The sequence below is a fragment of the Arthrobacter sp. NPDC090010 genome (assembly GCF_044748305.1).
GTDB lineage: Bacteria > Actinomycetota > Actinomycetes > Actinomycetales > Micrococcaceae > Arthrobacter_E.
Genome location: NZ_JBIVFT010000003.1, coordinates 253201 through 272986, shown reverse-complemented (window position 1 = coordinate 272986; position 19786 = coordinate 253201). Strand labels below are relative to the sequence as shown.

Sequence of the window (19786 nt, the reverse complement as noted above, 5' to 3'; positions counted from 1 at the left end):
CGCACCCATCGACAGGCGAGGACCAGGCATGATCCAGGCAGAAGGCTTGTACAAGCACTACGGGCCCAAAACAGCCGTGGCGGGAATCAGTTTCACCGTCCAGCCCGGCAGAGTCACCGGCTTCCTCGGCCCCAACGGGGCCGGTAAATCCACCACCATGCGGATGATCATGGGCTTGGACCGCCCCACCGCGGGGCACGTGACGGTCAACGGCAAGCCCTTCGCGCAGCACAAGGCACCCCTGAAGGAAGTCGGAGCCCTGCTGGATGCCAAGGCAGTGCACACCGGACGCAGCGCCTACAACCATCTGCGGGCCATGGCGGCGACCCACGGAATCCCGGTCTCCCGCGTCCACGAAGTCATGGCCATGACCGGCCTGACCGAGGTGGCCAAGAAGCGCGCCGGCGGGTTCTCCCTCGGCATGGGACAGCGCCTGGGAATCGCGAACGCCCTGCTGGGCGACCCGCAGACCCTGATCCTGGACGAGCCCGTCAACGGACTGGATCCCGAAGGCGTGCACTGGGTCCGCAACCTGGTGCGCTACCTGGCCGGCCAGGGCAAGACCGTCTTCCTGTCCTCCCACCTCATGAGCGAGATGGCCCAGACCGCCGACCACCTCCTGGTGATCGGCCGAGGCCAGCTGATCGCAGACATGTCGGTGCAGGAACTGATCTCCAGCGTGCAGCAGAAGAAGGCGTTGGTCCGCACACCGCAGTCCGCCGAACTCGCCGCAGCACTGGCCGCCCCGGGCGTTTCCGTGACGCAGTCCGCGCACGAGACTCTCGAGGTTGCGGGTCTGGACACCCGCCGGATCGCTCAGACGGCCCTCGAACGGCAGATCCTGCTGTACGAACTCACACCGCAGGAAGCCTCGCTGGAGCAGGCGTACTTCGAATTGACGCGCGGAGCGGCTGAGTACCAGTCGGACTTCTCCATGGCCAACGCAACCCACCACCAGGGTGTCCCCGCCGGTGGCGCGGACAACCAGGCTCCCCGGAACTGAGGACAGTGATGAGCACACAGACCGCGAACACCGCGCACAACACCGTCGCAGCAAACGCCTCCGAAGGCGGGAGCTGGAGCTTCCTGGGCCTGCTCCGCAGTGAATGGATCAAGTTCTGGAGCCTGCGCTCCACGATCTGGCTGCTGGCCTGCACAGCCGTCGCCGCCGTCGGAGTCGGAGCGCTGACCGCCTGGGTCCGGCACACCATCTTCGCCCAGATGATCGAGCAGGCGAGCCAGCACGGGGCCAAGCCCACGGGCGCCGAACTCCAGGCCGGCCTGGGTGGCGGATCCGGGATCGAGCTCTACAACCTCCCGAACGCCGGCCTCCAGATCGCCGTGCTGGTCCTGGGCTCCCTCGCGGTGCTCTTCCTCTCCAGCGAGTACGCCACGGGCATGGTCCGCTCCACGATGTCCGCAACCCCGAAGCGCCTGCCGGTCTTCTTCGCCAAGGCCATCATCCTCGCGGTGATCGGCTACGTGCTGGCCACCATCACCGGTGCCGTCACCTTCCTGATCTCGATGGGCATCTTCGCCGACCAGTCGGTCTTCGACCTCGGCTGGGGCACCGACGGCGTCGTCCAGGGTGTCTTCACCGGCGGACTGTACGTCGCCGCCGTCGCCGTCATGGGGCTCTCGCTCGCCGCGCTGCTGAAGAATTCCGCCGGCGCCGTGACGATCCTCGTGGCTCTCATGTTCATCCTCGACTTCGCGGCCAGCTTCATCAAGCTGATCCCGGGTGACTTCTGGAAGTATGTCCCGGACTACTTCCCGGGCCAGGCCGGCGGCCGTTTCCTCGCCATCGGGCATGTCGACGGCATGCTGGACCCCGGAATCGGCGGCCTCGTGCTTCTCGGCTGGGTTCTGATCCTGGCGATCCCGGCGCTCATCGCCCTGAAGACGCGGGACGTCTGAGCGCAGTGAAGCAGAAGGACCGTGGCGCGGCGTCGTCCCCTCAGGGGGCGGCGCCTGCGCCGTTGACGCTGGCGGAGATCAATGCACGGCACCGTGGTGCCGTGCGGCGCTACTTCGTCGCGCATCCCGTGGTGATGGACGTGGTGGTCGTCCTCTCCTATCTTCTGCTCTCCCTGGCCACCGTCATCTCCCAGATCGTCCAGGGGAACTGGGCTGCTCCCCTGCTCGTGGTGGCCATCGCGGCGGCCCTGTTCTTCCGCCGCCGGGTGCCGCTCGTGGTCTTCGCCGTGGTCATGGTGCTGGAATTGCTTCTGGCCCTGGCCGATCTCTGGGCTTCGAATCTCAGTGCCGGTCTCTGGTTCGCGCTGTATGCCGTGGGGACGAACTACAGGCGCAGGGTGGCTGTCATCGCCCTGTTGGTGGGTCCGGCTCCGCTGATCTGGCGTTTCGTCTTCGGAACGACGGCGGCGCAGTACGCCCAGGCTTTCACCAACAATCAGCCGGAGGTCAGCGACGTCGCGCTGCGGCTGTCGATCGTCCTCACCACCTATCTGAGCTGCATCATCGCGGTCGGCTTCGGGATCGCCGTGCGCCAGAGACGGCGCTACGAAGCCGCGATCGCCGCCTGGGCCGAGCAGTCCACCCAGTGGGGCCGCTCGGCGGAGCGGAGCAGGATCGCGCGCGAGATGCACGACGTCGTCGCGCATTCCCTCACCGTGATGGTGTCGCTGGCCGACGGCGCCTCCACCGTGCTCCGCAAGGATCCCGAACGGGCCGGCCAGGTTCTCGGTGAACTGTCCCGCACGGGCCGGGCGGCGCTTGCCGACACCCGGCGGGTGCTCGGTGTCCTGAGGGAGGACGATGCGGCACCGCTCGCCCCTTTGGAGACCGAAGGCGATATGGAACGCATGGTGTCGGGGTTCAGGACCGCCGGGCTCCCCCTCACATTCACGTACAGCGGAGCGTCCCTGCCCGCGGACACGACGCTCCGGCTGTCCGTCTACCGCATCGTCCAGGAGTCCCTGACGAACGTGCTGCGCTACGGGCGCGCACTCTCCCGGGTGGAGGTGCTCGTGGACCATACGCCCGGTCTGGTGGCCATCCGGGTCATGAACGACGGCGTGGGTGCGGCCCCGGCGCCGGGAACGCTGGGCAGTGGCCAGGGGATCCCGGGGATGCGCGCCCGTGCCGCGATGTACGGTGGCACAGTGGCCGCCGCGCCGTTGACCGGTGGGGGCTGGCTGGTCACGGCCGAGCTGCATTACACGGCTGAACCGCGCCGTGCGGCGGAACCGCGTACTGCGGACGGCCGCACTACGACGAATCAACCGCACCATGATGATGAAATGCACCACGACGAATCCGGAGGACAGCGTGGCTGAGCAGACGACGAGGGCCACGGAGCCCTCCCCCGGAGGACCTGTAAGGCTCCTTCTGGTTGATGACCAACCGCTGCTCAGGGTCGGCTTCCGCCTGGTGCTGGAAGGCGATGAAGGCCTGCAGGTGGTGGGCGAGGCGTCGGACGGGGCGGAGGCCATCCGTCAGGTGGCGGCGCTCAAACCGCAGGTGGTGCTGATGGATGTCCGCATGCCAGGCATGGACGGCATCGAGGCCACCCGTCTGATCGCGGCGTCCCATCCGGAGACCCGGGTCATCATCCTGACCACCTTCGACCTTGATGAGTACGCCTTCTCGGGCCTCCAGGCAGGGGCTTCGGCGTTCCTCCTCAAGGACGTGGCGCCGGAGGAACTCATCCATGCGGTGCACGTGGTGGCCAGCGGCGACGCCGTCGTGGCTCCGCGTGTCACCCAGCGTCTCCTGGAGACCTATGTGCGCGGCGCGCACCGGCAGCCGGACGGTCAGCCGCTCCCCCGCGACCCCATGCTGGAAGAGCTGACTCCGCGCGAGACAGAGGTGCTGCTTGCGATGGCAGAGGGCCTGACCAATGGCGAGATCGCCCTGAAGTTCTTCCTCTCCGAGGCCACGGTGAAGACGCATGTGCGCCGCATTCTCGCCAAGCTGCACCTCAGAGACCGTGTGCAGGCCGTGGTGTACGCCTACGAAACCGGCCTGGTGGTTCCGAGCAACCCGGACTACTAGCGGACCCTTTTCCGGTTGCGTGCTCAGTTGTGGCGGGCGTTTCGGGCGAAGACCCGCCACAACTGAGCACGCAGGCGGAGGGGACTAGCCTGGAGGCATGTCTTCCACTGCCACCGCACACGAGCACATCCAGGACCTGGGCGCCTACGTCAGCGCCTCGCCGTCGAGTTTCCATGCCGCCCACGAGGGGGCCCGGCGTCTCGACGCCGCCGGTTTCACCGCTCTGGACGAGCGCCAGCCCTGGGAAGGCGGGCCCGGCGCGTTCTACATCGTGCGAGATGGTGCGCTGATCGCCTGGGTCACGCCTCAGGGTGCGGGCCCCACCACGCCGTTCAACATCCTTGGCGCCCATACGGATTCGCCGTCGTTCAAGCTCAAGCCGCGTCCCACCACCGGTCGTTTCGGCTGGCTGCAGGCCGGTGTGGAGGTGTACGGCGGCCCGCTGCTCAATTCCTGGCTGGATCGCGAGCTCCGTCTGGCCGGGCGTCTGGTGCTGCAGGACGGCAGTGAACACCTGACGGCCACCGGCCCGGTGCTTCGTTTCCCGCAGCTGGCCATCCATCTGGACCGCGGCGTGAACGACGGGCTGACCCTGGACCGGCAGCACCACATGAACCCGGTCCTCGGGTTGGGTGATCCGGCTCAGGAGGATGTGCTGGCAGTACTGGCCGCAGCCGTGCCGGGTGGCGGGGTGGATCCCGCGCAGATCGGCGGGTACGACGTCGTCGTGGCGGATACGCAGACTCCGGCGGTCTTCGGGGCCAAAGAGGAGTTCTTCGCCTCCGGACGGCTCGACAACCTCTCCGCCACCCATGCGGGCCTCGTGGCGCTCATCGCTCATGCCTCGTCCGGTGTGCCCGCCGAGGGCCCGATCGCCGTTCTGGCGGCCTTCGACCACGAGGAGATCGGATCGGGTTCCCGCTCGGGCGCCTGCGGCCCGATCCTGGAGGATGTGCTGAGCAGGATCTCCGACGGCCTGGGCGCTTCGCTGAGCCAGCGGCGGCAGTCCTTCGCGGCGTCGTTCTGCCTCTCAGCCGACGCCGGCCACGCCGTGCACCCGAACTATCCGGAGCGTCACGATCCCGCCAATCGTCCGCTGCTCAACGGCGGTCCGCTTCTGAAGATCAACGCCAATCAGCGCTACGCCACGGATGCCACGGGCGCAGCGTTCTGGGCTCGTCTCTGCTCCGCCGCGGGCGTCCCGTACCAGGAGTTCGTCTCCAACAACGATGTGCCGTGCGGTTCGACCATCGGACCCCTGACCGCCACGCGGCTGGGCATCCGGACCGTCGATGTGGGCGTCCCGCTGCTGTCGATGCATTCGGCTCGCGAGATGTGCGGCGTCGAGGACCCGTTCCGCCTGTCGCGCGCCACTGAGCTGTTCTTCCGCACCGTGGCCTGAGGAAGGCCCTCCGCTCAGGAGTGCTCAGGAGGCGATGCTGACCACGAGGTTGATGGTGGTCGCGAGCACCAGGGTGCCGAAGAGGTAGGAGAGCAGCGCGTGCCGGAGCGCCTGGGCGCGGATGGCGCTGGTCTCGATGGTGTTGTCGGAGACCTGGTAGGTCATCCCGATGCTGGTGGCCAGATAGGCGAAGTCCGTGTACCGAGGGGGCTCCTTCTGTCCGTTGAAGCCGATCCCGCCCTCCTGCTCCCCGTTGTAGTAGAGCTCGGCATAGCGCAGGGTGAAGAGTGTGTGGATCAGCATCCAGGACAGGGCCACGGTGAGGAATCCGAGCGCCGCGTCGAGGATGCGTTCCGGCTGGTCGGAGTTCTGGTGCGAGGCGAAGATGAGCACGGCGACGGCGACCATCGATGCGATGTTGGCGCTGAGCACCAGGACCTCGCTCACGGGGCGCGAGGGGTCCTCGATCGTGGCATGCGCGCGGGTCTGCTCGCCGTCGAGCTTCAGTGTCCGGCTCAGCACCCAGAGGACGTACGACGCCGCTGCGGCCGCCCAGCCGGCCGCGACCGCCTCGGTGGGGTGGCCGCTGACGAGGGTGAGGAGCGCCGTCGCCACGCCGACGAGGAACATGATGGCGATCCGGAGACGGGCCCGATGCCGGGGCCTGGAAGGGGTCATTGCCCCAGGCTATCGCCGTTGGATCCGGCTTCTCTGTCCACAAGCGGCGAGAGTGCTCTATTGCGTCGCCCGGACCCCGAATAGGCTTGAGGCGTGGGATGGACTAATATTGTGAAGTCTGTGTTATGCCCTGCCCTCCCAACGGGGGCCGGTCGCAGACACATCGCAATGAACCTCCTGTTACGGAGAGACCGTAACCGTTCAGCCCAAAGGAGGTGGGTTCACATATGCGTCCTTACGAGTTGATGGTGATCTTCGACCCCGAGGTCGAAGACCGCGCCGTTGAGCCGTCGCTGCAGAAGTTCCTCAATGTCATCACCACCGACGGTGGAACCGTCGACAAGGTGGACATCTGGGGCCGTCGCCGCCTGGCCTACGAAATCAAGAAGAAGGCTGAGGGTATCTACGCAGTGGTCAACTTCACGTCGACCCCCGCTACCGCTCAGGAACTGGATCGCCAGCTCGGTATCAACGAGACCGTGCTGCGCACCAAGATCATCCGTCCGGAAGACCAGAAGGTCTCCGCAGAGTAATTCTGCGGACCACTCGGTCCTCTCCAATTTCTCGCAGGAAAACCCAGGAGGAAGCAGATGGCAGGCGAAACCCCAATCACCGTTATTGGAAATCTCACCAACGATCCCGAACTGCGGTTCACGCCGTCCGGTTCGGCGGTGGCGAACTTCACCATCGCTTCCACCCCGCGGACTTTTGACCGCCAGTCGAATGAATGGAAGGACGGGGAAACCCTGTTCCTTCGCGCTTCGATCTGGCGGGAAGCCGCCGAGAACGTCGCAGAGTCCCTGACCAAGGGCACGCGCGTGATCGTCAGCGGCCGACTGAAGAGCCGTTCCTACGAGACCAAGGAAGGCGAGAAGCGCACCGTCATGGAGCTTGAGGTCGATGAGATCGGCCCGAGCCTCCGGTACGCCAACGCGAAGGTCAACCGCACCCAGCGCTCCGGCGGTCAGGGTGGCGGCGGCTGGAACGGCGGCCAGTCCGGCAGCAATGGCGGAGGCGACTCCTGGGGCAACTCGGGAGCCGGTTCCTCCGGAGGTAACTCCGGTGGCAATCAGGGAGGCTGGAGCGGTAACAATAACCGCCCCCAGCAGCAGCCGCGCCAGTCCCAGCAGCAGGATGACCCGTGGGCGACCCCGGGTGTCTCCGAAGGCTGGGGCAACGGTCCGGACTCCGAACCGCCTTTCTAAACCACAACATTCACCATCCCGTGGATCACTCCACGGGCTCCCAGGAAAAGGAGCTCCACGATGGCTAAGGCTGAAATCCGTAAGCCCAAACCAAAGTCCAACCCCTTGAAGGCCGCTGACATCACCGTCATCGACTACAAGGACGTCGCACTGCTGCGCAAGTTCATCTCCGACCGTGGCAAGATCCGTGCCCGCCGTGTCACCGGTGTTTCCGTTCAGGAACAGCGCAAGATCGCTCAGGCTATCAAGAACGCCCGCGAAGTTGCTCTGCTCCCTTACTCCGGCGCTGGCCGCGGCTAAGGAAGGGAATCACTACCATGGCAAAGCTCATTCTTACCCAGGAAGTCACCGGTCTCGGTGTCGCTGGCGATGTGGTTGAGGTCAAGAACGGCTACGCCCGTAACTACCTCCTGCCCCGCGGCTTCGCCCTCACCTGGACTCGCGGTGGCGAGAAGCAGGTCGAGAGCATCAAGGCTGCTCGCGCTGCCCGCCAGCAGGCAAGCCTCGAGGCCGCTCAGGCCCAGGCCGCCGCGCTGAACGCCAAGAAGGTCGTCCTGAAGGCCAAGGCCGGCACTGCCGGTCGCCTCTTCGGCACCATCAAGCCGAGCGACGTCGTCGCCGCTGTCGAGGCCGCAGGCCTGGGCTCGGTCGACAAGCGCTCCGTGCAGCTGCCGGTTCACATCAAGTCCACCGGTTCCTACACCGCCAACGTTCGTCTGCACGACGACGTGACCGCTGTGGTGAACCTGGAGGTCGTGGCCAGCAAGTAAGCAGGGCCCCGAAGAATCGAGCTCTGCGAGATTCTTCGGGCCAGCTCACTTGCGCAAGTAAGCAGGGGTCATCGAAACCACGGTTTCGGCCCCGGCAGTGCTGGACTTCGAGTGGCGTCTCATCTTCGGATGAGGCGCCACTCGGCATTTAAGCCCCCAGACCCATGTCCCATTCAGCACCGGGACGTTCAGGGCCTGTGGAGTTCCTTCATGGTGTGTGCGTAGCCTCGCCGGGCGAGTTCTCCGAGCGTGGCGATATCCACGTCGGCGAGTCGGTTCACATAAAGGCAGCTCACGCCCCTCCGGTGCTTGCCCAGCGCAGGGAGAAGGGATTCGGCGCCGTCCTCTGCGAGCAGTCCGTACAGGGCGAACTTGCCCTTCCGCGGTGAGAAGCCCAGAGCTGGTGAGTCGCCCTGGTGGCCGCTTTCATAGCGGTAGTGATACTCGCCGAAGCCGATGATCCTTCCGCTCCACAACACCGCAGGCTGGCCGCTGAGGTCACTGAAGAGCTCCACGAGGGTCTGGGTGTCCGCGCGCTGTGCAGGTGTCTCGAGGGAAGCGATGAGCTCATCCACGGGCGAGCTTCCGGGAGGTGCGATGACGGGTTCCATGGGCCCATCCAAGCATCTTGTGGGGGTGGGGAATAGATCCGGACGGACCGCGTTAATGAAAGTAAATGCAAATGCATCTACTATGGGAGTGTGGATCAGATGGAATCAGCAGTGCGGCCCCGTAAGGTGGTCGTCCTCTCAGCCGGTCTCGGCGTGCCCTCCTCCAGTCGCCTCCTTGCGGACCGGCTTGCGGTGGCCACCGAGGAATCGCTGACCGAGCTGGGCTCGGCCTCGGAGGTTCGAGTGGTGGAGTTGCGCGACTATGCGGTGGATGTGGCGAACAACTTCGTGACGGGCTTCGCGGCCCCTCGCCTGGCCGAACTGATCGCCGACGTTGAGACGGCCGATGCCGTGATCGCGGTGAGCCCCGTGTTCAGCGCCAGCTTCAGCGGCCTCTTCAAATCCTTCTTCGATGTGATCGACCCGAAGGCGTTGGAGGGAACCCCTGTGCTCCTCGGTGCGACGGCTGGAACCGATCGTCATCAGATGGTGCTGGACTATGCGATGCGTCCGCTCTTCGGATACTTCCGTTCCCGCCTGGTCCCCACGATGGTCTTCGCCGGTCCTCAGGACTGGGGGGCGGCCGACGACGCCGGGCATGGCGGGCTGCTGGCGGACAGGATCGCGCGTGCCGGCCGGGAGCTGGCTGAGATGGTCGTGGAGGCCCCTGCGCGCGAGCGGGAGGATGACATGGTCTCCCTGCCCTTCGAGCAGCTGCTGGCGGGCATCACGAGCGCCTGAGTGCCGGTTTTCCCGGCGGGATACTCCGGTCTTCCCGGAGAGACTTCGGCGGGCCCGATGGTTCAGATGAGGTCCACGAACTCGCGGGCATGTTCCAGGGTGATGGTGGAGTGGCGGACCAGGAGCCGTGCCGCGGTCTCCCGGTCCCCTGAGCGGGCGAGATCCTGGATACGCCCGTAGATCGCGTCGTTGAGCATATTGCTGCTGACTTCGAGTGTGGTGTCGCCGCGATTGACGATGGCGCGGTACCGGTAGGTGAAGACCTCAGGTGAGTCTTCGTCTTCGTCCCCGGTGGAGTCCTGGACCCGGGGAGCCTGAAACGGCTGAGGATATTTCGCCAGCGCCAGCACGGTGTCTCGGGACTGGCGCAGACCTGCACCGGTGGCCTCGCGGTAGATACGGATGGCTCCCATGAACTCCTCCCGGGCGATGAGGGAGTACAGGGCCCGGTGCTGTTCGACCGTCAGTCGCCCGGCGGCCTCCCTGGCCAGCTCGCGCGGGTCCTGCTCGACCCGCGGTTCCGACGGGCGCCCCAAGCGTCGCGCCACGACAAGGACCAGGGCGACGACGACGACCAGAATGAGCAGCGGGATCAACAGAGGTTCCACGGCCCCAGCCTATTCCAGAAGGGCGCTCTGGTCAGCGGGACCTTCAGGGGTAAAAGCCTCGACTGGATGCAAGTTTTCCACAGGAAGGAGCTTGTCCTGTGGATTAAAAATAGTGCGGAAAAATCTCCCTCCACACGCTGTAGACGACGTTTTCCCATGTCAGAGCGTCATTATTGATTCATCTGCCAAAACTTACCCACAAGCTGCTCGGCGATTCACACAAGTGGATGCCCACCGTCCACAAGTTATCCACAGAAGTGGGGAAAACTCGGCTTGGAGTCTGTGGAAAACCCGGCTAGCGTGACGTGGTACCCCCTGCGTGTCGAGCCGGCCCGGGTGTCGTTCCAGCGGAGCGGGCCTGCCTGCCGGGAACGGCGACGCCGTCCTGGCGGGACCCGGTTTTCCGCTCTCGACCCGTTGCGAGACCGCACCCGTTCCGGAGCCGGTGATCCCTGGAAACTCTTGTCAGTGCCGGGGTACAGAATCATCGTGATGAAAGCAGCAGGAGAAGGAAGCCGATCGTGTCCGTAGTCCCAGTGGAAGCCATGGATACCCCGCGTCAGGACGATGCGAGGACGCCCCCGCAGGACGTCGCCGCAGAGCAGTCCGTACTCGGGGCCATGATGCTCTCGAAGGACGCGATCTCCAGCGTCAGCGAGGTCATGCGGGGTGGAGACTTCTACCGCCCGGCTCACGAGGCGATCTTCGACGCCATCCTGGATCTGGACTCGCGTGGCGAGCCCGTCGACGCCGTCACGGTCTCGGACGAGCTGACCAAACGCGGCGAGATCAACCGGATCGGCGGCCCGGCCTACCTGCACGAACTGCTCCAGACCGTCCCCACGGCGGCCAACGCCAACTACTACGCGGACATCGTGGCCGAGCGTGCAGTGCTCCGGCGCCTCATCACTGCGGGGACCAAGATCGTCCAGCTGGGATACGGCCAGGACGGCGAAGTGGAAGACCTGGTCAACCAGGCCCAGGCGGAGGTCTATGCCGTCGCCGAGCGCACCACCACCGAGGACTATGTGGCGTTGAAAGACGTCATGGAACCGACGCTCGACGAGATCGAGGCGGCCGGAACCCAGACGGGTGGCATCTCCGGCATCCCCACCGGGTTCCGTGAGTTCGACGACCTGACCCACGGCCTGCACCCCGGCCAGATGATCGTCATCGCGGCCCGCCCGGCCGTCGGTAAGTCGACCTTCGCCCTGGACTTTGCACGGTCGGCCGCGATCGCCAACAATCTGCCCACCGTCTTCTTCTCCCTTGAAATGGGCCGGAATGAGATCGCGATGCGTCTGCTGTCCGCAGAGGCCGAGATCAATCTTCAGGACCTGCGGCGAGGGACGGTGAAACAGGATCAGTGGGACAAGATCGCCGGCAGCATGGCCAGCATGAATGACGCGCCGCTGTTCATCGATGACAGCCCCAACATGACGCTCATGGAGATCCGTGCCAAGTGCCGCCGCCTCAAGCAGCAGCACGGCCTGAAGCTGGTCATCCTCGACTACCTTCAGCTGATGACCAGCGGCAAGAAGGTCGAATCCCGCCAGCAGGAGGTCTCCGAGTTCTCCCGTGCCCTGAAGCTTCTCGCCAAGGAGATTCAGGTTCCGGTGATCGCGCTGTCCCAGCTGAACCGTGGCTCTGAGCAGCGTACGGACAAGCGGCCGATGGTGTCCGATCTGCGTGAATCCGGCTCGATCGAGCAGGATGCCGACATGGTCATCCTGCTGCATCGTGAGGAGGTCTACGACAAGGAGACCCCGCGTGCCGGAGAGGCCGACATCCTGATCGCCAAACACCGTAACGGTCCCACGAAGGATCTCGTGGTGGCGTTCCAGGGCCGGTACTCGCGATTCAAAGACATGGCTGCCGAGCAGGAAGGGTTCTGATGCCGCGTCCCGCCGGCGTGGGCCGCGAGATCCTCCGGCTCGCAGTCCCTGCCTTCGGGGCGCTGATCGCAGAGCCGCTGTTCCTGCTGGCGGATTCGGCCATCATCGGTCATCTCGGCGTCGCCGAACTCGCCGGTGCGGGCCTGGCCACTACGGTGTTGCACGCCGCCGTCGGGCTCATGGTTTTCCTCGCCTATTCCACGACTCCGGCCGTCGCCCGGCTCGTCGGGGCCGGGCAGCCCGCCAAGGCCCTCGCGGCCGGCCGTGACGGCCTCTGGCTCGCCGGTGCGCTCGGCATCGTTCTGGCGCTGCTGGGCTTCTGGACCGCTCGGCCGTTGCTGGCGCTGATGGGAGCGGACGACGGCGCGGTGCTCGGTTTCGCCGTCGAGTACCTTCTGTGGTCCCTCCCGGGCCTCGTGGCGATGCTGCTGGTCTATGCGGGCACCGGCGTGCTGCGGGGTTTTCAGGACACCCGCACCCCGCTGCTCGTGGCAGGCGCGGGTTTCGGCATCAACATCGTCCTGAACTGGATTCTGGTTTACGGCGCTGGCATGTCCGTTGCCGGGTCCGCGCTCGGAACCAGCATCGCGCAGTGGCTCATGGCCCTGGTCTACATCGTCATGGTCGCCAGAAGGGCCTCCGGGCTGGGAGTCTCCATGCTTCCTCACGTGCCGGGGGTCATGGCTCTGGCTCAGGTCGGTTCCTGGCTCATGCTGCGAACGGCGTCGATGCGGCTGGCCATCCTTGCGACAGTCTTCATCGCCAGTTCCCAGGGTTCGGTGAATCTGGCTGCCCATCAGCTGGCGATGACGCTCTTCAGCTTCCTCGCCTTCGCCCTCGACGCGCTGGCCATCGCGGCCCAGGCGCTCATCGGCAAGGAACTCGGTGCCCACGCTCTGGAGACGGTGCGGGAACTGACCCGGACCATGATGCGCTGGGGCCTGGGATTCGGGGTGGTCACCGGTGTCCTTCTGGCCATCGCGGCACCCTGGATCGGATGGCTGTTCACAACGGATGAACAGGTGCACCATTCCCTCATCGCGGCTCTCTGGGTCCTGGCCGTCAGCCAGCCCATCGCGGGATTCGTCTTCGTGCTGGACGGGGTGCTCATCGGGGCCGGGGATGCGCGGTACCTGGCCCTCGCTGGGGTGGTGAACGTGCTGATCTACGCGCCCATGCTCTTGGCCGTTCACCTCCTGGCACCGCACGAAGGGCCTTGGGGCTTGTTCTGGCTGTGGGCTGCATTCGGTCTCGGGTATATGTCCGCACGCGCATTGACTCTGGGTGTACGTGCCCGGGGCGATCGCTGGATGGTTGTGGGCGTGCCGGCATGACGGCCCGGCCGGTCCCGATTCGGCCTGAGCCGATGTCGGCTTTAAGCTGGAAGGCGTGACCATGGAGCAGGAGAACCCCCAGAACGAGCCGGAACGCCGAATCCCGGACAGCACGGGCAGGCTCTGGCTTCCCCTTCTGATCCGCGCTCTCGTGTGTCTGGCCTTCGGTGCCCTCACCATCTTCTGGACGAGCCCGAGCTTCGCAGTCTACGAATTCGCGGCCGTGGCGTACCTGATCGTGGGTGCCGCAGCGCTTCTGTGGCTCTCGGCGGGAGCCGCAACGGCATCGCGCCTGCCGCTCAGGGTGGCCGCCGTTGCCCAGCTGCTGGCCGCCGTCGTCGTCCTGGTGGTCAATCCCGCCACGGACGCCAGCGTGACGCTGGCGCTCTCGGCCGGCCTGGCGCTGACCGGGGCGGTGGAAGTCGGGCTGTCGCTCAAGCGGAGTTCCTCGGACGAGGCGAGGGTCCTGGGACGCGATTGGCTGATCTCAGGCATCGTGGCCCTGGGTACTGCACTTCTCCTGCCGTTCTTCATCTCCCTGGGCGCTCACGCGCTGCTCGGCGTCGCGGGCGGCGGGGCCGTGCTCACCGGTGTGCTCTGGGCACTCGGCAGTCTCTCGCTGCGCCATGACTTCCGGGCACAGCCGGCGGTGGCCGGGAGCGTAGACTAGTAAAGGTTCTACGGCAGGTAGAAGCAGATGTCGCCACCACGAGTGGCACGCACGGTGGGGCCGGGGAAGCGCGCCGTGAACGGATTGAGAAGCAGGAGTGGACAGTGGGCCAGAAGAACCCGCAGGAACAGCGTTCGGTACGGTCGTCCATCAAGGGTCCCCTGCTGTTCTCCGCCTTCTGGGCCGTGGTCGCCTTCTTCGCCGTTCTGATCTTCGCTTCCGGCGGCAGTGCCAAGACCCCCCGTTTCGACTTGGCGTTCACCGGTGCGGGCATCGCCTTCATCGTCACCTTGGTCATCGCGGCGATGCTCTCGCTGACCCACAAGGACAATGCGCCCCATCTGGGCGAAGGTTCCGGTGTCAATCTGACGTCCAAGAACTCGGAAGACGGCGAAGAGTCGTCCCACTAGGGCGGATACCGGCCCACTCGTTAGACTGACTGCACCCCGCAGACCAGCATGGCGCCACGACCCTGTGCGCCGAGAACAGATGAGGTGTCCCGGCCATGTCCCGTGCCCCCCAGTCCTCCAAGACGCCCCGCCGACCAGGTGGTGCCTCAGGGAACAAGCGTTCGTCCATGCTGGCCATGCCGTCCCGGAAGACACTCGTGGTCACGGGCGCCGTGGTCCTCGCTGCCGTCGTCCTCGTCCTCCTGGCGATCTGGTTCCGCTCCACCACCGCCGGTCAGGATTTCATCCGAAGTTACCCGGGCCATGCGGAGCTTCCGCAGGGCACAGAGGAGGGTCTCCCGCTCTGGCTCGGCTGGCAGCACTTTCTCAACGCGTTCTTCCTGCTCCTGATCGTCCGGACCGGCATCCAGGTGCGGACGGTGCAACGTCCCGCCGCCTATTTCACGCGCAATAACAAGGGCCTGATCAAGACCAAGAACCCGCCGAAGAAGATCTCCCTGGACCTGTGGTTCCACCTTTGCCTGGACGCGCTGTGGGTGCTCAACGGCGTGATCTTCATCGTGCTGCTCTTCGCCACCGGCCACTGGGTGCGGATCGTGCCCACCAGCTGGGACGTCATCCCCAATGCGGTGTCTGCCGGCATCCAGTACGCCTCGCTCGACTGGCCGACCGAGAACGGCTGGGTCAACTACAACTCTTTGCAGTTGATCACCTATTTCCTCACGGTCTTCATCGCGGCGCCGCTGGCGCTCCTGACGGGTATCCGGATGTCCGGAGCCTGGCCCAAGAAGGCCGCCGTCAACAAGGTCTACCCGCTCGAGGTGGCCCGGGCGGTCCACTTCCCGGTCATGATCTACTTCGTGGCCTTCGTCGTGGTGCACGTCTTCCTGGTGCTCGCCACCGGCGCCTTGCGCAATCTGAATCACATGTACGGCAATCATGACGGCCAGGACTGGCTCGGTTTCTGGCTTTTCGTGGCGTCCCTCGTGGTGATGGCGGGGGCATGGCTTCTGGCCAGGCCGGTCTTCCTGCGGCCCATTGCTTCGCTCATGGGCAAAGTCGGCCGCTGAACGTCCGGCGCTGAACCGGAGGTCCGCTCAGGACTTCTGCCGGGCCCGATAGGCGGCCACATGCGTCCGGTTGGCGCAATTGCCGGTGTCGCAGAACCGCTTCGAGCGGTTGCGGCTCAGATCCAGTACGACGGCGTCGCAGTCGTCTGCTGCGCACAGGAGCAGGCGTGAGAGTTCCTTCGAACGGATGACATCCAGCAGGGCCATCGCCGATTCGGTTCCGATACGGTCCGCGAGGGGCGCGGCATGGGTCGTGGCGTGGAGGTGCCAGTCGAGACCGTCGTGTTTCATGAGCTGTGGCAGCGCACGGGCCTCGCGGAGGATGCTGTTCACCTGTTCCGCGGCTTCATCCTCACTGGCCGTCCAGAGCGTCCTGAGGGCCGTCCTGAGGCCGTAGACGGATTCCAGCTCCTCCCGGTCATGGGTCCGTGAGCCGTAGAACAGCTCAGCGGCGAGGAACTCCGTCAGGCTTTCGTCATCCGGCAACAATTCCGCGCCGTTGGCCGCCGAGTTGATCAGGTTCACGGTGGTTCGCAGCGCCGACTCGGTGTCATGGGCAAAGATCATATTGACTCCTTACATAGTCTCCGGCTACCGTCATGAGTAAAGCACGTTTTACTCCTGACAGGAATTTGCCATGTCCTCAACGACTCTTGCTCCGCGCCGGGCGCCCGCGGCCTTTGTGGGCGTCCCCGTCGCCTTGCTGTCCTCTGCCGTTTTCGGCACTTCGGGCTCCTTCGGCAAGTCGTTGCTGGAGATGGGCTGGTCCCCCGGTGCCGCCGTCGCGATGCGCCTGAGCGGCGCCGCAGTGGTCCTTCTGATTCCAGCTCTGATCGCCCTGCGGGGCAAATGGCACCAGGTCCGTGACAACTGGATGACGATCGTGCTCTTCGGTCTGTTCGGCGTGGCGGCATGCCAGCTGTTCTACTTCAATGCGGTGCAGACGCTCTCCGTCGGGGTCGCCTTGCTTCTGGAGTACCTGGCGCCGGTGATGATCGTGCTGTGGTTCTGGCTGGTGAAGCGGCATGCGCCGCGTTGGCTCACCATCGGCGGGACGCTCGTCGCCATCGTCGGCCTCCTGCTCGTCTTGGACCTCGGAGGTGCCCGTGTGGATCTCGTGGGCGTCCTCTGGGGCGTCGCCGCTGCGGTGTGTCTGGTGGTCTACTTCTTCATCACCGCCCGGCAGAACGACGATCTGCCGCCGCTCGTCCTTGCAGCGGGCGGGATCGTGGTGGGTGCCGTGGCTCTCTGGGCAGTCGTGCTGAGCGGGTTGATGCCGTTGAAGTTCGTCTTCTCGGAGGTTCACCTGGGCGGCGTCGCCATGCCGTGGTGGATTTCGCTCACCGGTTTCGTCCTGCTGTCCACGGTCGCGGCGTATGTCTCGGGGATCTATGCCGCACGGGCGCTCGGGTCCAAGGTGGCGTCCTTCGTTTCGCTGACCGAGGTCCTCTTCGCTGTTCTCTGGGCATGGCTACTGCTCGGGGAACTGCCCGCACTCATCCAGATCGCGGGCGGTGCGCTCATCGTCATCGGTGTGCTGCTGGTCCGGGTGGACGAGCTGAAGGATCCCGACTTCGCCGACGAGTCCGCCATGGTGGCCGAGGCGGTTCCGGCCGCCCATGAACGGCCGGAAGAGCAGCCCAGCGAGAAGGCCGGCGTCTGAATTTCCGCCCGGCGGCCGGATGTCGGGCCTGAGCGCGGGCACGACGACGGCGGAGGGTGGTGGCCGGCCTTCACCCCTCGCGTTCGGGAGCTCTCAGGCGCGCTCGGCGACCACCGTGTAGCCCGCCTCGGCGATGGCCTCTCCGAGTTCCTCGGGCGAGAGCGCCTCCCGCGAGGAGACGGTGACCGTGGAGGATCCCCCGACGTTGAGGTCGACGTCGACCTTTTCCACGCCCGTGATGGCCTCGAGCTCTTCCGTGACCGAGGAGACGCAGTGGCTGCAGGTCATCCCGGAGACGGCGAGCCGGGTGGTGATCAGGGGTGCTGGGGTGTTCATGGGGACTCCTTCGGTGGGTGATGGGCTCAGCGCAGCAGGCGCCCGATGGCGTCGGTCGCTTCCTTGACCTTGGCAGTGACCTGCTCGTCGCGCAGTTCGTCGGTGGCCGCCTCTGCGGCGCCGACCACGCAATGACCCAGGTGTTCCTCGACAAGGCCGAGGCTGACGGCATGCAGCGCCTTATTGACCGCTGCGATCTGCGTGAGGATGTCGATGCAGTACTTGTCCTCCTCGACCATGCGTGCGATCCCGCGGACCTGGCCTTCGATCCGCTTGAGGCGGCGCTGATAGGCCTCCTTGTTGGCGGAGTAGCCATGGGATTGCGGATGCTCGTGGACCTGAGTGTCACTCATGGCTTGAGGGTATACCCCTAGGGGGTATAAGACAAGGGGCTGAGAATTGGAAAGCCCCGGAACGCGTCATTGGGGGATACGCGTTCCGGGGCAGAATAAGGGGCAACTTCTTCGTCGCTGGATCGAGTTTATAGGCTAGCGACCTGTTTTCGCCACTTTGGAAGGTTACTAATTCGTTATGATTTTCTTGATGGCGTCGGCGGCCTCTTTGATCCGCAAATGCGGAGATGCAAGGCGTGGATTTCCGCACCATTGCGGGAGTCGGGCGGCAGTGCTTGCATGGGATCATGTCAACGGCGACGCAGTACCTCGTGGCGATCGGTACCAAGAAGGGCCTCTGGCTCGCGCACAGTGACGACCGGCAGCACTGGCGACTGGATGGACCGCACTTTCTGATGACCGAGATTCCGAGCATCGGGATCGACACCAGGAACGGGACCCGGATCATGGTCGGGATCCGGTCGGAACATTGGGGGCCGACCGTTGCGCATTCGGATGATCTGGGGGCGAGCTGGACCGAACCGGAAGGCGGAGGGATCGCCTTCCCGGAAGGCGATGAGGCCGCCGTCGAACGGATCTGGCAGCTCCAACCGGATCGTTCAGACCGGCCGGGCGTCGTGTGGGCCGGCGTCGAGCCGATCTCGCTCTGGCGATCCGACGACGGCGGTGAGCACTTTGAACTGAACCGTGCCCTCTGGGAGCACCCGCATAAGCCGGAGTGGGGTGAGGGTGCCGGCGGAGGTGCCGTGCACTCGATCGTGCCAGGACGCGACGGCCGGACCGTCCACGTGGCCATGAGCACCGGAGGCGTGTACCGGACCCTCGATGGCGGCGCGAGCTGGGAAGCCCGGAGCCGGGGCATCACGGCGTCGTTCATGCCCGATCCGCTTCCCGAATTCGGCCAATGCGTCCACAAGATCGCCGGCGACGCCGAACGTCCGGAGCGGCTCTACGCACAGAACCACGGTGGTGTGTTCCGCACGGATGACAACGGGGACAGCTGGAGTTCCATCGAGAACGGACTGCCCGCCAACTTCGGGTTCGTCATGCTCAGCCACCCACGAACCACCGGCACGGCATGGGTGATACCCCTGAGGGCCGACTTCGAACGGATCCCGGTCGATGGACACCTTGCGGTGGGACGGACGCGCGACGCCGGTGACCACTGGGAGATGCTGGACTCCGGACTTCCGGAACAGGACTACAACTCGATCCTGCGGGACGCGGCCGGCTTGGATACGGCGGAACCCGTCGGCGTGTATTTCGGTACGCGTGGCGGCAGTGTCTACGCCAGTGCCGACGAGGGCGGGACGTTCCAGGAGATCGCCTCGCACCTTCCGGATGTGCTGTGTGTCAGGGCCGCCGTGGTGCAGCGCCCGAGTGACGCACCGGAGGCGTGAATGCCCAGCTTCTCAGTCTTGATTCCGGGGGTTCTGAGGCCTTTGGTGGACGATGCGGAGGCTCTGACGGTCGAGCTGCCGGCGGACTCTGAGCCGGCGACGGTGGCTGTCATCCTGAGCTCCCTGGCTGCCGGGCACCCGCGTCTGGGGAGGCGGCTCCGGGACGAGACCGGTGCGCTTCGGCGCCATGTCAACGTGTATCTGGGGCCGGACGAAGTACGACGCCTGCAAGGTCTGGAGACCAGGGTCCCGGACGGCTCCGAGCTGCTGGTGATGCAGTCCGTGGCAGGCGGGTGAAGCCTTCTGCAGGCCGGGCCGGGACGCCGGGTCTATCCGTCGGGAGTGCAGTCGGGCCGGGTCAGTTCCGTTCAGCTGAGGCGCCATAGCTGGTAGTCCTGCGAGTCCAGAACTCGGCGCTGGCCCGTGTCCGCGTCGCGGATCCATACGACTCCAAGACCTGGCGCGATGTCCTGCACCCTGCCTCGGCGGATGAACGGTGGCCTGGGCAGAGTGCGGAACCGTTCGGCTTCGACATGGTCGCCGCGTCGCAGTTGATGCAGTGAACTGATACGGGTTCGGCTGTTCATGGCGCACCTCCGGGATCGTCTCTGGATGAATCCAGT

At 65.6% G+C, this 19786-nt stretch carries 25 protein-coding genes; 18 read left to right on the top strand and 7 right to left on the bottom strand.

Annotation, left to right across the window (positions count from 1 at the left end):
• Nucleotides 1-28: 28 nt before the first annotated feature.
• From ACIPXZ_RS06700 to ACIPXZ_RS06680, 5 genes are all read left to right on the top strand, one after another.
• A complete protein-coding gene (locus ACIPXZ_RS06700; protein WP_400591574.1) occupies nt 29-1003 on the top strand; it encodes an ABC transporter ATP-binding protein in 975 nt (324 codons plus the stop codon).
• An 8-nt stretch (nt 1004-1011) separates the two neighbouring features.
• Nucleotides 1012-1917, top strand: a complete 906-nt coding sequence (locus tag ACIPXZ_RS06695; RefSeq protein WP_400591572.1) for an ABC transporter permease — start codon at nt 1012-1014, stop codon at nt 1915-1917.
• A 5-nt stretch (nt 1918-1922) separates the two neighbouring features.
• Nucleotides 1923-3299 (top strand): sensor histidine kinase, encoded by a 1377-nt coding sequence (locus ACIPXZ_RS06690; RefSeq protein ID WP_400591570.1) that lies wholly within the window; start codon nt 1923-1925, stop codon nt 3297-3299.
• The gene (locus tag ACIPXZ_RS06685) at nt 3292-4017 is read left to right on the top strand and encodes a response regulator (protein ID WP_400591568.1); all 726 of its coding nucleotides are present in this window, start codon (nt 3292-3294) and stop codon (nt 4015-4017) included. The genes ACIPXZ_RS06690 and ACIPXZ_RS06685 overlap by 8 nt, the downstream gene beginning before the upstream one ends.
• A gap of 97 nt (nt 4018-4114) precedes the next feature.
• Entirely contained in the window at nt 4115-5419 is a 1305-nt protein-coding gene (locus tag ACIPXZ_RS06680) for a M18 family aminopeptidase (RefSeq protein ID WP_400591566.1), read from the top strand.
• Between the two features lie 24 nt (nt 5420-5443).
• On the opposite strand, the gene ACIPXZ_RS06675 is transcribed toward ACIPXZ_RS06680, so the two are convergent.
• A complete protein-coding gene (locus ACIPXZ_RS06675) occupies nt 5444-6097 on the bottom strand; it encodes a DUF1345 domain-containing protein (RefSeq protein ID WP_400591564.1) in 654 nt (217 codons plus the stop codon).
• A gap of 227 nt (nt 6098-6324) precedes the next feature.
• Here ACIPXZ_RS06675 and rpsF point away from each other — a divergent pair, with 227 nt between their 5' ends.
• From rpsF to rplI, 4 genes are read left to right on the top strand one after another with little or no spacing between them, the layout of a single operon-like run.
• A complete protein-coding gene (rpsF, locus tag ACIPXZ_RS06670; protein ID WP_305995894.1) occupies nt 6325-6630 on the top strand; it encodes a 30S ribosomal protein S6 in 306 nt (101 codons plus the stop codon).
• 57 nt (nt 6631-6687) lie between these two features.
• Complete coding sequence (locus tag ACIPXZ_RS06665; protein WP_400591562.1) at nt 6688-7302, top strand: single-stranded DNA-binding protein; 615 nt, start codon at nt 6688-6690, stop codon at nt 7300-7302.
• 60 nt (nt 7303-7362) lie between these two features.
• Complete coding sequence (gene rpsR, locus ACIPXZ_RS06660; RefSeq protein WP_026820365.1) at nt 7363-7602, top strand: 30S ribosomal protein S18; 240 nt, start codon at nt 7363-7365, stop codon at nt 7600-7602.
• A gap of 17 nt (nt 7603-7619) precedes the next feature.
• Nucleotides 7620-8072, top strand: a complete 453-nt coding sequence (rplI, locus tag ACIPXZ_RS06655) for a 50S ribosomal protein L9 (protein ID WP_400591560.1) — start codon at nt 7620-7622, stop codon at nt 8070-8072.
• A 188-nt stretch (nt 8073-8260) separates the two neighbouring features.
• On the opposite strand, the gene ACIPXZ_RS06650 is transcribed toward rplI, so the two are convergent.
• Nucleotides 8261-8683, bottom strand: coding sequence for a DUF1801 domain-containing protein (locus tag ACIPXZ_RS06650; protein WP_400591559.1), 423 nt, complete (start codon nt 8681-8683; stop codon nt 8261-8263).
• Between the two features lie 111 nt (nt 8684-8794).
• Here ACIPXZ_RS06650 and ACIPXZ_RS06645 point away from each other — a divergent pair, with 111 nt between their 5' ends.
• Nucleotides 8795-9424 (top strand): FMN reductase, encoded by a 630-nt coding sequence (locus tag ACIPXZ_RS06645; protein WP_400591945.1) that lies wholly within the window; start codon nt 8795-8797, stop codon nt 9422-9424.
• Nucleotides 9425-9486: 62 nt separating this feature from the next.
• On the opposite strand, the gene ACIPXZ_RS06640 is transcribed toward ACIPXZ_RS06645, so the two are convergent.
• Nucleotides 9487-10032 carry a hypothetical protein gene (locus ACIPXZ_RS06640; RefSeq protein WP_400591558.1) on the bottom strand — a complete coding sequence of 182 codons (546 nt, stop codon included), beginning with the start codon at nt 10030-10032 and terminating at the stop codon, nt 9487-9489.
• A gap of 545 nt (nt 10033-10577) precedes the next feature.
• On the opposite strand from ACIPXZ_RS06640, the gene dnaB reads away from it, so the two are divergent.
• The 5 genes from dnaB (at nt 10578) to ACIPXZ_RS06615 (ending at nt 15411) form a co-directional block, all read left to right on the top strand.
• Nucleotides 10578-11927 carry a replicative DNA helicase gene (dnaB, locus tag ACIPXZ_RS06635; protein WP_400591942.1) on the top strand — a complete coding sequence of 450 codons (1350 nt, stop codon included), beginning with the start codon at nt 10578-10580 and terminating at the stop codon, nt 11925-11927.
• On the top strand, nt 11927-13261 hold the full coding sequence (locus tag ACIPXZ_RS06630) for an MATE family efflux transporter (RefSeq protein ID WP_400591557.1): 1335 nt from the start codon (nt 11927-11929) through the stop codon (nt 13259-13261). The genes dnaB and ACIPXZ_RS06630 overlap by 1 nt, the downstream gene beginning before the upstream one ends.
• 61 nt (nt 13262-13322) lie before the next feature.
• Nucleotides 13323-13931: a hypothetical protein gene (locus ACIPXZ_RS06625; protein ID WP_400591940.1), complete on the top strand. Its 609-nt coding sequence runs from the start codon at nt 13323-13325 to the stop codon at nt 13929-13931.
• A gap of 104 nt (nt 13932-14035) precedes the next feature.
• Complete coding sequence (locus tag ACIPXZ_RS06620) at nt 14036-14341, top strand: hypothetical protein (RefSeq protein WP_400591556.1); 306 nt, start codon at nt 14036-14038, stop codon at nt 14339-14341.
• Between the two features lie 176 nt (nt 14342-14517).
• Nucleotides 14518-15411 (top strand): cytochrome b/b6 domain-containing protein, encoded by an 894-nt coding sequence (locus tag ACIPXZ_RS06615; RefSeq protein ID WP_400591937.1) that lies wholly within the window; start codon nt 14518-14520, stop codon nt 15409-15411.
• Between the two features lie 27 nt (nt 15412-15438).
• Here ACIPXZ_RS06615 and ACIPXZ_RS06610 read toward each other — a convergent pair whose 3' ends face one another.
• The gene (locus ACIPXZ_RS06610) at nt 15439-15978 is read right to left on the bottom strand and encodes a CGNR zinc finger domain-containing protein (RefSeq protein WP_400591555.1); all 540 of its coding nucleotides are present in this window, start codon (nt 15976-15978) and stop codon (nt 15439-15441) included.
• 70 nt (nt 15979-16048) lie between these two features.
• Here ACIPXZ_RS06610 and ACIPXZ_RS06605 point away from each other — a divergent pair, with 70 nt between their 5' ends.
• Nucleotides 16049-17074, top strand: a complete 1026-nt coding sequence (locus ACIPXZ_RS06605; RefSeq protein ID WP_400591553.1) for an EamA family transporter — start codon at nt 16049-16051, stop codon at nt 17072-17074.
• A gap of 93 nt (nt 17075-17167) precedes the next feature.
• Here the strand turns inward: ACIPXZ_RS06605 and ACIPXZ_RS06600 are convergent, their stop codons facing one another.
• Together ACIPXZ_RS06600 and ACIPXZ_RS06595 are read right to left on the bottom strand one after the other, a co-directional pair.
• Nucleotides 17168-17410 carry a heavy-metal-associated domain-containing protein gene (locus tag ACIPXZ_RS06600; protein WP_400591552.1) on the bottom strand — a complete coding sequence of 81 codons (243 nt, stop codon included), beginning with the start codon at nt 17408-17410 and terminating at the stop codon, nt 17168-17170.
• Between the two features lie 26 nt (nt 17411-17436).
• Nucleotides 17437-17763 (bottom strand): metal-sensitive transcriptional regulator, encoded by a 327-nt coding sequence (locus ACIPXZ_RS06595; RefSeq protein ID WP_400591550.1) that lies wholly within the window; start codon nt 17761-17763, stop codon nt 17437-17439.
• A 287-nt stretch (nt 17764-18050) separates the two neighbouring features.
• Here ACIPXZ_RS06595 and ACIPXZ_RS06590 point away from each other — a divergent pair, with 287 nt between their 5' ends.
• Complete coding sequence (locus tag ACIPXZ_RS06590; RefSeq protein WP_400591549.1) at nt 18051-19163, top strand: WD40/YVTN/BNR-like repeat-containing protein; 1113 nt, start codon at nt 18051-18053, stop codon at nt 19161-19163.
• Nucleotides 19164-19460, top strand: coding sequence for a MoaD/ThiS family protein (locus ACIPXZ_RS06585; RefSeq protein ID WP_400591548.1), 297 nt, complete (start codon nt 19164-19166; stop codon nt 19458-19460).
• A gap of 71 nt (nt 19461-19531) precedes the next feature.
• On the opposite strand, the gene ACIPXZ_RS06580 is transcribed toward ACIPXZ_RS06585, so the two are convergent.
• The gene (locus ACIPXZ_RS06580) at nt 19532-19750 is read right to left on the bottom strand and encodes a hypothetical protein (protein WP_400591546.1); all 219 of its coding nucleotides are present in this window, start codon (nt 19748-19750) and stop codon (nt 19532-19534) included.
• Between the last annotated feature and the right edge of the window lie 36 nt (nt 19751-19786).